This window comes from Ruminococcus sp. AF17-12 (assembly GCF_003479245.1).
GTDB classification, from domain to species: domain Bacteria; phylum Bacillota; class Clostridia; order Lachnospirales; family Lachnospiraceae; genus Blautia_A; species Blautia_A fusiformis.
In genome coordinates, this window is the sequence record NZ_QUGY01000017.1 from 27,592 (window position 1) to 39,872 (window position 12,281).

General features: G+C 45.2%; 12 protein-coding genes. 1 reads left to right on the forward strand and 11 read right to left on the reverse strand.

Features of this window, described 5'->3' with window-relative positions:
• The first annotated feature begins 25 nt into the window (after positions 1 to 25).
• A complete protein-coding gene (locus tag DWW77_RS15560; protein WP_118609079.1) occupies positions 26 to 970 on the forward strand; it encodes an AEC family transporter in 945 nt (314 codons plus the stop codon).
• A gap of 182 nt (positions 971 to 1,152) precedes the next feature.
• Here DWW77_RS15560 and DWW77_RS15565 read toward each other — a convergent pair whose 3' ends face one another.
• From DWW77_RS15565 to pyrH, 11 genes are all read right to left on the reverse strand, one after another.
• Entirely contained in the window at positions 1,153 to 1,962 is an 810-nt protein-coding gene (locus DWW77_RS15565) for a Cof-type HAD-IIB family hydrolase (protein WP_015526778.1), read from the reverse strand.
• Between the two features lie 17 nt (positions 1,963 to 1,979).
• Positions 1,980 to 3,248 (reverse strand): M18 family aminopeptidase, encoded by a 1,269-nt coding sequence (locus DWW77_RS15570; RefSeq protein ID WP_118609080.1) that lies wholly within the window; start codon positions 3,246 to 3,248, stop codon positions 1,980 to 1,982.
• 84 nt (positions 3,249 to 3,332) lie between these two features.
• Positions 3,333 to 4,391 carry an FUSC family protein gene (locus DWW77_RS15575; protein WP_015526780.1) on the reverse strand — a complete coding sequence of 353 codons (1,059 nt, stop codon included), beginning with the start codon at positions 4,389 to 4,391 and terminating at the stop codon, positions 3,333 to 3,335.
• A gap of 223 nt (positions 4,392 to 4,614) precedes the next feature.
• Positions 4,615 to 5,889, reverse strand: a complete 1,275-nt coding sequence (locus tag DWW77_RS15580; RefSeq protein ID WP_118609081.1) for a peptidoglycan-binding protein — start codon at positions 5,887 to 5,889, stop codon at positions 4,615 to 4,617.
• 80 nt (positions 5,890 to 5,969) lie between these two features.
• Complete coding sequence (locus tag DWW77_RS15585; RefSeq protein WP_118609082.1) at positions 5,970 to 6,794, reverse strand: outer membrane protein assembly factor BamD; 825 nt, start codon at positions 6,792 to 6,794, stop codon at positions 5,970 to 5,972.
• A 168-nt stretch (positions 6,795 to 6,962) separates the two neighbouring features.
• Positions 6,963 to 8,240 (reverse strand): RIP metalloprotease RseP, encoded by a 1,278-nt coding sequence (gene rseP / locus DWW77_RS15590; RefSeq protein ID WP_286188030.1) that lies wholly within the window; start codon positions 8,238 to 8,240, stop codon positions 6,963 to 6,965.
• Positions 8,241 to 8,250: 10 nt separating this feature from the next.
• The gene (dxr, locus tag DWW77_RS15595; protein ID WP_118609084.1) at positions 8,251 to 9,393 is read right to left on the reverse strand and encodes a 1-deoxy-D-xylulose-5-phosphate reductoisomerase; all 1,143 of its coding nucleotides are present in this window, start codon (positions 9,391 to 9,393) and stop codon (positions 8,251 to 8,253) included.
• 11 nt (positions 9,394 to 9,404) lie between these two features.
• On the reverse strand, positions 9,405 to 10,199 hold the full coding sequence (locus DWW77_RS15600; RefSeq protein WP_015526783.1) for a phosphatidate cytidylyltransferase: 795 nt from the start codon (positions 10,197 to 10,199) through the stop codon (positions 9,405 to 9,407).
• A gap of 3 nt (positions 10,200 to 10,202) precedes the next feature.
• The gene (uppS, locus tag DWW77_RS15605) at positions 10,203 to 10,910 is read right to left on the reverse strand and encodes an undecaprenyl pyrophosphate synthase (RefSeq protein WP_015526784.1); all 708 of its coding nucleotides are present in this window, start codon (positions 10,908 to 10,910) and stop codon (positions 10,203 to 10,205) included.
• A gap of 66 nt (positions 10,911 to 10,976) precedes the next feature.
• Positions 10,977 to 11,528: a ribosome recycling factor gene (frr, locus tag DWW77_RS15610; RefSeq protein WP_015526785.1), complete on the reverse strand. Its 552-nt coding sequence runs from the start codon at positions 11,526 to 11,528 to the stop codon at positions 10,977 to 10,979.
• Between the two features lie 44 nt (positions 11,529 to 11,572).
• Positions 11,573 to 12,268, reverse strand: a complete 696-nt coding sequence (gene pyrH / locus DWW77_RS15615; RefSeq protein ID WP_021976283.1) for a UMP kinase — start codon at positions 12,266 to 12,268, stop codon at positions 11,573 to 11,575.
• Positions 12,269 to 12,281 lie beyond the last annotated feature (13 nt).

Here is a 12,281-nt window from a genome sequence, read left to right on the forward strand (position 1 = left end):
TTTTACCACAGGGAGGCTTTCTTTTATGGACAATCTTATTTTCTGTCTGAATGTTACCGTGCCCATCTTTCTTACGCTGCTCCTGGGATATTTTTTCCGGAGGATCGGACTGTTTGATGAAACATTTGTCAATCGTATGAACAAATTTGTGTTTGTCATCCCCCTGCCTGTGCTTCTGTTTCAGGACATCGCTAAAATCGATATCTATGAGGCCTGGGATCCCAAGATGATTCTTTTCTGTTTTGCGATCACATCGCTCAGTATTATGATCTCCGTGCTCCTGTCCCGTTTTCTCCACCCTTCCGATATCCGGGGCGAGTTTATCCAGGCATCCTACCGCAGCAGCGCAGCGATCCTTGGTATCGCCATTATCCAGAACCTTTACGGAAATGCAGGTATGGCACCACTGATGATCATTGCCAGCGTCCCTCTTTACAATGTAATGGCTGTTGTAGTTCTCTCTGTCTTTAAACCAGGTCAGGGAAAAATAGATGGTACCGTTCTGAAGCGCACTTTAAAGGGAATTGTCACCAATCCCATCATTCTCGGCATTGCAGCCGGTACACTCTGGTCCTTTCTTCGTCTTCCATTTCCGAAGATCCTGGACTCTACGGCAGGCAATCTTGCAAAAACCGCCACGCCTCTTGGCCTCATGGCTATGGGCGGATCTCTGCACTTCGGAAAAGCCTTTTCCCGGCTGAAAGCATCTGTTGCCTGTACATTTATGAAACTTGTCGGTTATGAAGCACTTTTTCTTCCTCTTGCCATCCGTTGCGGTTTTACAAAGGACAAGCTGGTTTCCATCATTATCATGCTGGGGTCTGCCAGCACCGTTACCTGCTTTGTCATGGCAAAAAACATGGGACATGAGGGCTCTTTTTCTTCGGGAGTCGTGCTTCTTACCACATTATTCAGTGCCTTTACCCTGACACTCTGGCTGTTTATCTGCAAAGGTCTGGGACTGATCTGATATTGCAGCTTCTGCATATTATCTACCCGGAAAAATCTGTAACATAAAATGCTGTAAGAACTATGATTTCTGGTTCTTACAGCATTTTTTTATAAAAGCATATTCACATAAAGCTATCATTTCTGATGTGGATGTTTCTGTTCTTACAATCTCATAGCCTACAAAACAAACGAAGCATTCTCTCAGATCAGCTTCAGATATTTCAAGCCATCCCGAATGCCGTAGTGGAACATGTCAGACGTAACATAATCTGCCAGTTCTTTGATCTTCGGAGAAGCATTTCCCATGGCAACCTTTGTTGCAGCGTATTCAAACATGGCAAGATCATTGTTGCTGTCTCCAAAAACAACGGTATTCTCCCACGGAATATCAAACAGGCGGATCACAGCTGCGATCCCAACAGCCTTGTTAAAGCCCTTTGGCACCAGTTCAATGGTATTTCCCACAAACGAACTGCTGCCTTCATGGCGGATGATATCATAGTATTCTGATAAAATGGATAACGCTGCCTCCGCATCACATCCCTCAGTCATTTTTGCACTGATCTTATTGATCCGCATACAATCCTCATTTCCACGGATAGGCCTCCATTTATCGCCCAGGGATTCTGTGATCAGACTGGCATACCAGTTCACTTCATCGGTATACTCCTCTTTGTCATAATACATAAAATCCGCGCCTTCCATTACCGGGATCAGTCCGTATTTTCTGAGAACCTCCACAGAAAGCTTTGCAACCTCCGGCGTCATCTCTTTATTAAAAAGTCTCTTCCCGTCCTTCTCAATGGTGGATCCGCAGGCACTGATCATTCCCGTAAAAGGGATCTGCTCCAGATACCAGGATACAAACGCACGACTTCTTCCTGTGCAGAGCCACGCTTCATGTCCGTTATCTACCAGCGCACGGATGGCTTCTATGGCACTGTCCGGCACTCCTTTTTTCATATCACAGACTGTTCCGTCCGCATCAAAAAATACTGCTTTTCTGCTCATTTTCCTGTCCTCCGATATCACCTGTAAAATACCTTTGCCGCACGGATCAGGCTTTCCGTATCTTTCACTCCGGCTGTTTCATAAGCGGAATGCATCGCCAGCTGCGGCAGACCGATATCGACCGTATTTATGGCCGCCTGGGTATTGGAAATATTTCCCAGAGTGGAACCACCGGCAATATCGGAACGGTTCACAAATGTCTGATATGGCACATCTGCTTCTCTGCAGAGTTCCTTAAAGATTGCTGTGGAAATCCCATCGGTACAATATTTCTGATTGGCATTATATTTGATCACAATTCCACCGTTCATTACCGGACGGTTTACAGGATCTGCCTTGTCTGTATAATTCGGATGTAATGCATGTGCATTGTCCGCAGAGATCATAAAGCTCTCTGCAAGGGCCATCAGATAACTTTCCTGATCTCCGCCAAGGGCCAGATTGATACGAAACAGTACATCTTTAAGAAATGTGGATGCAGCTCCCTGCCTGGTAGTGCTTCCCACTTCTTCATTATCCAGTACACAGTGGACTGCAATGACCTTCTTCTTATCTGCCTGAAGAAAGCCTTCCATTGAAGCGAAAGCACACTGCAGATCATCTAATCTTGGACTGGAAACAAACTCATTCCTGGACCCCCAGATCGTTCCGGGCATCCGGTTATAGAGAAACAGATCATGGCCCAGGATATCCTCCGGACGGATCTCTGCCTCTTCTGCCAGCATCCGCATGAAGTTTCCTTTTTCGCCACTGCTACTGTACAATGGAAGCATATCCTTCTGGACATTATAATGATAGCCTCCGTTAATATCTCGGTTCATATGGATCGCAAGGCTCGGGATCATGACCAGATCTCTATCAATATCTACAAGCTTTTCCAGAATTTTTCCGTTTTTGTGGACGATCATGCGGCCTGCCACAGAAAGGGGACGGTCAAACCAGGTAGAAAGGATCATTCCTCCGTACCGCTCCACATTCAGTTTCACATAAGCTCCGTTTACAGACATCTCCGGATTTTCTTTTATTTTAAAAGACGGAGAGTCACTGTGACTTGCAATGATATGATATCTCCTGCAGTCATTGACAGGAATGGAAAATCCGATGATCGCGGAATGATTTCTCATGACAAAATATTTTCCGCCCTTTTCCAGCTCCCAGCGCTCCTCTTCCTTCAATTCTGTAAAGCCTTCCTCCAAAAAACGTCTTCTTGTTTCCTCTGCCGCCTGAAAGGCTGTAGGACTTTTACTGATAAATTCCAGCAGTTTTTCTGTTGTTTCTTCGTACATAATCTTCTCCTCTGTCGGCCCGGTAATATCCAGGCTGTTATGCTATTACCCATTATACGGCAAAACTTTTTTCAGGGCAATATCTCAGATTTCTGCACTCTTTCGTACCCACATATGCTGCACAAGCTTATCCCCAAGCTTATTTGCGAGCATCGTATAAATTGAACTAAATACATTGGCTCCAATACGGAGCAGCACTGCTGCCGGCATTCCAAACAGTCCTGATGCAATGGACAGTGCTCCAAATGTATTAAATGCAGTCTGCCACGCATAACCTGCGGAATATCCCACACCGATTCCTCCGATCATTCCAATATAGGGATACATAGATTCCGGAAGTATCAGATAAAGCACTGCAAACAGAATACAGCCAACGATGTTGAACATAGCTCTTTTTCCGGCTCTTCCCCTGCAATCCGCGGTAAACGGCAGACACACGGACATACAGGCAATTCCGGCCCACATTGCTCTTGGAAGTCCCAAAAGAGACATGATCAGCATAGCGCTGGAAACGATCAGCGTCAGTCTTAAATACCACCTGCCTCTTGCAGAATGCAGGTCAAATTCCCGGAACAGGTCCAGAAACGTCCTGCGATACGGGCGGTTTTTCTGATTCTTATAAAAAACTACCATGCAGAGAACCATTCCGGCCAAAAGCCCCTCTACACGAAGCAGATACGCCTTTCCGGTTACGTCATATCCCATCAGAAGCAGATATCCGAGAACAAATGTGGAATGGTTATACATAATTACATTATGACATCCCAGGATCATCAGTAACAGGATGCTTATCGCATTAACAAAAAATGCCGGTACCGGTGAAACCATATTGGATAATCTCGGTCCTGCGATCAGAATACAGAAAATCCCGGCAATGGACAACAATCCGTGGGACGTCCGGATTCCGAAATCCGCCTGTCTTAAAACCAGCACTGCCAGTAGTACGGTTACTCCTACAACACTGTTGTCATTGCCGGTTATCTTACTGTACAATGTCACAACCGCCACACAAAATGCCATGACAAGATACACTTTAAAATTATAGATCAGAATATGCCTTCTTTTCTCCTTTTTGTCTGTGGTATTTCTGATCAGCTGTTTTGATCCGGTTGAGCTTAACTGCAGTTCCTGATAAAATGTCATTTTCATCACTCCTTTTGTAAAACAGACATTCTCATTTCGCTTTTTTCACATGCTCATAAACGCAATCTCTTTACAATTTACGTTCAAAGATACAAACAGCCATTATACTTGGTTTATTCTGAAACGTCAAACACTTTTTCTGAAATCATGTTCACGCATTACACTCCCAGCCCCGATCAGATCACTCCGAAAATGGCCAGGAACATTTTTATTATTTTTATATTTACTGCAGCTCCGCTATCCTGGTCACTGCTACATAAATGTCCTGTATCTTATACCAGGTTGGATAATCCACCACTCCGGATGCAGGAAGCCCGAATATATTCTGGAATTTTTTTACAGATGCAGCAGTAGCCGGACCATAAATACCATCCACAGTCACTGACGGGATGGCAGGATAGGCTTTTGCTATGGCATTAAGCTGTTCCTGGATCTGCTGTACCTTTTCTCCGGTAACACCGATAGTCAGGTCATATCCCGGCCAGGACGCGGGAATCCCGGAAACTGCTTCCGCCACATTGATATACATATCGTTTCCATAGAAGCTCCGCAGGATCTCAATTGCGGAATATCCCTGATCTCCCAGAGCTTTGCTTCCCCACTGGGTCATCCATCCCCGGTTCCTGCACTGCACCTGGTGTCCGTCACAGTACTGGGTCAGGATCGGCTGACGTACATCCGGTCTGGAAAGGTAGTTTTCAAAAAGTTCATCCACGATCCGGTCGATACTCTCAAAAATATTCCTGCCATGGATCCATTTGTGGTCGTATGCTGTGGAGGATGTAATGGTGAAATCATAACCCTTATTCCGGTACCACTCTGTATAAACTCTGTTCAGAGTAAACGACATGATTGCCAGAACATTGGCACGTATCGTGTCCTCCGGCCAAGTTGCGTAGATCTCACTGCTGGCCACGTTTTTGATATAATCCTTATATCTTACATAATAATCCTGTGCAGAGGTATCCCCTATTGGCCCGTCGTGGACTACGATATACTCCGGGATCACCACTTTGTTTAATACGATCTCGCCGGTTTCATTTATCGGCTTGATCTCTGCTTCCGGATTTTTGGGAGGATATTCCCCAAAAAGCGTATGGGGTCCGATGACGATCCGCTGATAGTCCTCTCCACTACCCTGCTGTCTGCTAAGGGATGCTCCCTGCCTGGCAATGGAATGGGGAAGAACTTCTGTCCCGGCAACTTCTTTTGGTGTAAAACCTTCTGCACTGATCCGAACTGTATATTCTGCATAAGGCTGCTGCTCCACCGGTTTCATGCTGTATTCCAGTGGAGGAGCTGCTAGCTCCAGCATGGGCGTTTTTCCGGAGGAATCCGTACGGATTTCTTCGATCACATTATCCGGGACTCCTGTGTACGAGATCCGCACTGTAGCATTTTCCACCGGACGGTTACTGGCACTGTCCAGCACCGTCACCTGCAGCTGTCCCTGATCCGGCATATCCTGCTGCATGGAAATATAAGAATGATTTTTCATAAACAGAGGCTCCTTTTTGTGCCTGAAAGCACACTGGTTCTCTGCTAGTATATGTACAGAATCTCAAAATGCCATATCTCCTACTGTGCTTCCTCCCAGTAATCTTCCGCATCCTGGATATCATCAAACTCATCTGCATGATCATAATAAAAATCTTCCGGATCATCATAATCCTGCACATCGTACATATCTTTTCTGTCATTATTCCTGCTGGTATTTCCACGGTAAGTTTTTTTCCCGGATGTTGTGGATGAAACAAATTCCACTACACTGCTGACCCGTCCGTTTCTGCAGACTGCCATGAATTTTTTTGCTCCATTGCTGTTATACCACATATATCTGTACTGAATGTCCTGTGTTCTTTTTCCCGGTGTGTCCCGCCAGTAATGTTCTGTTCTTTTCTCTTTTGCCCTTCCCAGAAGCGTAATGTTTATGTATTTTTCTTTCATTCCCTTATATGGCTCATCCTCCTTTCGCATTCTTTCTTCCTCTTCTTTTTCCTTCTGTGCCATATATTTTTTGTATTGTTCTTCTGTATCTTTCTGGGCCTTCCTCATTTCTTCTATATATTTGCTACTGTACTCATCTCCCTTTGGAACATACCATATAAGCTTATGCAGCTCCTCAATTCCTTCTCCATTCTGAACAGCATCGCAAAACTTTGCATATTGGATAATATATTTTACATCCTCATAATATCCCGGAAGTTTTTCCAGCAGCTCTATCGCATCATCATATTTGCCTGCATCCATGCATTCTTCCGCTTTTTCATAACATTCCCTGTTCTGTTTTTCCTTAAATTCCTCATTTTTGATCTGGATTGCCTCTTCTGCCTTTGTAGCCAGAAAAGGAACTGCTATAACAACTGCTATCAATGCCGCCAGTATTAAAATATCCTTTTTCAAATTTACATATCCCCCTTTACTCTGATGCCTTTATTATATAATAAATATCTGCACAAAAAAAGTGCTGTATCATCTACTCACAGATCATACAGCACTTGATAGTTATTGTTCACTCCGTTCTCAGTAACACTTGATATTTACCTTCTTCCGCCAGATATCAGAATATCTTCAGAATATCTTCAGAATATCATTATACATAACGATAACCATCAACGCCATCAAAAGCATCAGCCCCGCAAAATGGATCATGCCTTCTACCTGACGGTTTACCGGTTTTCTCCGGATCGCTTCTGCCACCAGAAATACCAGCCTTCCTCCATCCAGCGCAGGAAGAGGAAGAAGGTTCATCACTCCCAGGTTTGCAGAAAGAAGAACTGCCATATTCAACAAATTCATCCAGATCATCAGCGTTCCCTCACTCTTGGACTGTTCGTAAGTGTCGCCAATGGCATCCGCAATACCCACAGGACCACTTAAGTCTTTCATTCCAAGGTGACCGGTCACAAGCTCTTTCAGGCTTAAGATCGTAGTACGGATCATGTATTTCACTTCCACAGCACCATATTTCAGAACATTAAAGCCGGAAGTTTTTTCACTGTATGTGTTATATCCGAAACCGGAAACCGGTGTTCTGTATTCCCTTGGTGTTATCTCTGCCTCATATTCCAGTCCGTTACGCTCATAGGTGATTGTCACAGGTTTCTTGGATAACGGATGCTCCTCGATGTATTTTTCATATGCATTTCCATCCGGGACCTCCACACCATTGATCTTCGTGATCACATCGCCGGCTTCCAGACCTGCCTCTTCCAGTGGCATTCCCTTGATCAGTGATTCCACTGTCATGGAATTTACATCGGAACGGTTAAAGCCAAGAAGATACCGCACATTTACATCTGGTTTATAGGAAATCTCCTGTTCCTTTCCATCACGTTTTACTTTCAGCCGGATGGTATCTCCCTCTTTCAGTTCGTTGAGATACGAATATACATAAAGATCTTTCCCCAGATCAATATGATAGCCCTGATATTCCGTGATCACATCACCCTTTTTCAATCCTGCCTTTTCCGCAGCAGAATTTTGGGTTACTTCCAATACGGTTGCCGGATCATAGCCCATACAGCCTACAATGATCACAGACAAAACAAATGCCAGCAGAAAATTAAATATCGGACCTGCAGCAACCACTGCGATCCTGCCCCACACAGGAGCCGAATTAAAGGTTCCCGGACTGTCATCTTCCGCATCCTCTCCGGCCATGGCGCAGGAACCTCCAAGAGGAAACAGTTTCACGGAATAACGTGTGCCGCCCTTTACCGTACTTATGATCCTGGGTCCCATACCAAGAGAAAATTCCAATACCTCGATATGGTTCTTTTTTGCCAGAAGAAAATGTCCCAGCTCATGGATCAGTATCACAACACTGAAAATAATTACAGCAATCACAAATTTCAATTTACCACCTGCTTTCGATCCACTGATAAGTATCCTGCTCTACAGAAAGGATCTCATCCAGATCCGGATGTGCGATTTTTTTATGTCTTTCCATAGACTGTGCAATAATCTCATAAATATCCAGAAAGCCGATCTTTTCCTCCAGGAATTTCTTTACTGCAAGCTCATTGGCTGCATTAAAGACAGTCGGCATACTTCCGCTCTCCCGGGATGCCTGGATCGCCATAGGAAGTCCCCGGAATGTCTCCATATCCGGAACCTCAAATGTGATCTCATGAAGCTTCGTGAAATCAAGGCGGTCTCCGTCCAGATATCGTCTGTGCGGATAGTACAGAGCGTACTGGATCGGAAGTCTCATATCCGGAGTTCCAAGCTGTGCCATGATCGCACCATCCTTAAACTCCACCATGGAATGGATGATACTCTGCGGCTGCACCACCACCTGAATATGATCCAGATCCATGTCAAACAGCCATTTGGCTTCCATAACTTCCAGCCCTTTGTTTACCAGGGTTGCGGAATCTACGGTGATCTTTCGTCCCATTACCCAGTTTGGATGCTTCAGAGTATCTGCAACAGTGACCCTTCGCAGCTCTTCTGTGGTACGTCCGCGGAAGGGACCACCGGATGCCGTGATCAGAAGCTTGTGGATCTCTTTGTTTTCTTCTCCGTGGATAGCCTGGAAAATAGCGCTGTGTTCACTGTCTACCGGAAGGATAGATACGCCATATTTCTTTGCCATGGGCATGATCAGATGACCGGCTGTGACAAGGGTTTCCTTATTTGCCAGGGCAATGTCCTTTCCGGCACGGATTCCCTCCATGGTAGGACGGATCCCGATCATTCCCACGATCGCAGTGACAAGAATTTCTGATTCCGGCATGGACGCAAGCTCCAGAAGTCCCTCCATTCCGCTGACTACCTTTGTATCCGTGTCCGCAATACGCGTTTTCAGATCCCGGGCTGCTTCTTCATCCCAGACTGCTGCCAGAAGCGGATGAAACTCACGGATCTGCTCTTCCAGCTTCTCCACACTTTTGCCTGCACTGACTGCAACAACCCGAAGGTCTTCGTTTTTTCTTGCCACATCCAGTGTCTGGGTCCCGATGGAGCCGGTAGAACCTAAGATTGCAATATTCTTCATTTTAATGTCTCCTAAATTCCAAGAATCATTTTTGCAAGATAGTAAATAACAGGGGCTGTGATGATCACACTGTCAAAACGGTCCAGGATTCCTCCATGGCCCGGGATCAGCTTTCCATAGTCCTTGATGTTCTGGTTTCTTTTGATCGCAGATGCAGCCAGATCACCCACCATGGAGATCAGAGCTCCAACTGCGCAGATCAAGGCATACTCAGCCATTTTTCCCTGTGTTGCTGCTGCATAAATCACTCCAAGAAGCGCCGCTCCCGCAACGCCTCCTACAGCTCCCTCGATGGATTTCTTCGGGCTTAAAACCGGCGCCATTTTATGCTTTCCGATAAGCATTCCCACACAGTAAGCACAGGTGTCACATCCCCAGGAGCACAGGAATATCAGCCATACCAGGAATTTTCCGTCCGGAAGGCTTCTGGTAAGATAGATAAAGGAAAGCATCACAGCAACATATACAACTCCAAAAAATGCTGCCATCACCTGTTCTGCATGGTATTTCGGATAACCGAATACATAAACAAACAGGATCAGGATCATACTGATGATGATCGCCATTGTTCCGTAATTTCCAAAATCAGCTTTCATGGCAATATAATAAAGCACTGCTCCAAGATATCCTACAAGTTCCAGCACAGTAACATGCTCATCGCTTACCTTCATTACCTTGTAAAGCTCTCTCATTCCGATCAGTGAAACAGCCAGAAGTGTAAAAAATAAGATCCAGCTTCCGGAAATGATAGTTGCCAGGGCAATAATGACAAGGACGATACCACTTATCAGTCTTGTCTTAAACATGATCTACTCCTCCTTGACGCCACCGTAGCGTCTGTCTCTCTGATTGTATTTCTCGATGGCTTTGATCAGCTCTTCTTTATTGAAATCCGGCCATGCAACCGGTGTAAAATAAAACTCGGAATAGGCAAGCTGCCAAAGCAGGAAATTGGAAAGCCGCTGCTCACCGCTTGTGCGGATCAAAAGATCCGGATCCGGTACACCTGCAGTATCCAGATAGCTCTCAATCGTATCTTCTGTAATGCCATCCGGCTCAACTTTTCCGTCTTTTACATCCTGTGCCATCTTCTGCATTCCACGGCGGATCTCATCACGGCTTCCGTAATTTAATGCCAGCTGAAAATAAATACCGTCAAAATCTTTGGAATATTCCTCCAGTTCCCGGACACTCTGCTGGATATCCGGTGCAAAGGCAGTAACATCTCCGATGACTTTCATCTTCATATTATTTTTCTTGGAAATCTTGATACATTTCTTAAGATAACCGCGGAACAGTTTCATCAGTGCTTCCACTTCTTCTCTGGATCGTTTCCAGTTTTCTGTGGAAAAAGCGTAAACCGTAAGATATTTCACCCCAAGGTCTTTGATATCATAACAAATGTTTTCAAGATTGGCGCATCCCTTTACATGTCCGTAGGTTCTCGGCATTCCTCGTTCCTTTGCCCAACGTCCGTTTCCGTCCAGAATGATCGCGATATGATTTGGTACGTTCATAAATCTCCTCCATACAGAAAGAGAGCTTCTTCAAAGAAGCCCTCTCTATCCTCGTATTTCTTACAATTATACAGTCAGAATCTCTTTAGACTTGTTCTCGATCGCCTTGTCAACTTCCTTGATGTACTTATCTGTAAGTTTCTGGATCTGATCCTCAAGCTCTTTGATCTCATCCTCAGAAACATCCTGTTTTGCAAGTTTCTTAAATGCATCGTTGGCATCACGACGGATATTTCTTACTGCAACCTTGGCACCCTCGCCTTTTTTCTTAACGTCCTTCACCAGCTCTTTACGACGCTCCTCGGTAAGCTCCGGGAAAACAAGACGGATCATTTTTCCATCGTTGCTCGGGTTTAATCCCAGATCAGAGCAAAGGATCGCTTTCTCGATCGCTTTGATCATGCTGGATTCCCACGGCTGGATCTGGATCATACGTGCCTCCGGTACAGAAATGTTTGCAACCTGCTGGAGCGGAGTCGGTGCTCCATAATAATCTACGGTAAGTTTGTCAAGAATATGCGGGTTTGCACGGCCGGCTCTGATGGTTGTCAGCTCACTCTCCAAAGCATTCAGTGTTTTTCCCATTTTTGTTTCGTATACCTGAATTCTCTCATCCATTTCACATATCTCCCTGTATGGTTTTTTTTATTATTCCCTTTTGATCACACGGTCACCTTTGTTCCGGAGAACTTGCCATGTACGGTATTGACGATGCTGTCCTTTTCATCAAGACCGAATACCAGCATCGGCATCTTCTGCTCCATACACATGATGGAAGCGGTAAGATCCATAGCTGCCAGCTTCTTTGCAACTACTTCATCGATGGAAATCTCATCATACTTCTTGGCATCCGGATTTACCTTCGGATCACTGTCATAGATTCCATCAACAGCCTTGGCAAGAAGAATGGCATCTGCGCCGATCTCAACAGCACGAAGTACAGTAGCTGTATCTGTAGAGAAATACGGATGGCCGGTACCACCTGCAAAGAATACAACCTTTCCTTCTGCGAAGCTCTCTTCTACAGCATCCTTGGAATAAAGTGTGGTAAATGCACCACATACAAACGGGGTAAACACCTCTGTCTTAAGTCCCACATATCTGCAGATGTCAGACACATAGATACAGTTCATGATAGTAGCAAGCATGCCGATCTGATCCGCCTTGCTTCTGTCCATGGCTCCGCTGGTACGTCCTCTCCAGAAGTTTCCACCTCCGATCACGATACCAACCTGAAGTCCTTCATCCACGATCGTCTTGATCTGTTTGGCAACCTCTGTAACAGTTGCTTCATCAAAGCCTCTCTTCTGCTCTCCTGCAAGAGCCTCTCCGCTTAATTTCAGTAACACTCTTTTCATATGTTTATTCTCC

Coding starts and splice junctions, on each gene's coding strand:
- DWW77_RS15560 (WP_118609079.1), top strand. CDS start 26: ATGGACAATCTTATTTTCTGTCTGAATGTTACCGTGCCCATCTTTCTT.
- DWW77_RS15565 (WP_015526778.1), bottom strand. CDS start 1,962: ATGAGCAGAAAAGCAGTATTTTTTGATGCGGACGGAACAGTCTGTGAT.
- DWW77_RS15570 (WP_118609080.1), bottom strand. CDS start 3,248: ATGTACGAAGAAACAACAGAAAAACTGCTGGAATTTATCAGTAAAAGT.
- DWW77_RS15575 (WP_015526780.1), bottom strand. CDS start 4,391: ATGACATTTTATCAGGAACTGCAGTTAAGCTCAACCGGATCAAAACAG.
- DWW77_RS15580 (WP_118609081.1), bottom strand. CDS start 5,889: ATGAAAAATCATTCTTATATTTCCATGCAGCAGGATATGCCGGATCAG.
- dxr (WP_118609084.1), bottom strand. CDS start 9,393: ATGAAGAATATTGCAATCTTAGGTTCTACCGGCTCCATCGGGACCCAG.
- DWW77_RS15600 (WP_015526783.1), bottom strand. CDS start 10,199: ATGTTTAAGACAAGACTGATAAGTGGTATCGTCCTTGTCATTATTGCC.
- uppS (WP_015526784.1), bottom strand. CDS start 10,910: ATGAACGTACCAAATCATATCGCGATCATTCTGGACGGAAACGGACGT.
- frr (WP_015526785.1), bottom strand. CDS start 11,528: ATGGATGAGAGAATTCAGGTATACGAAACAAAAATGGGAAAAACACTG.
- pyrH (WP_021976283.1), bottom strand. CDS start 12,268: ATGAAAAGAGTGTTACTGAAATTAAGCGGAGAGGCTCTTGCAGGAGAG.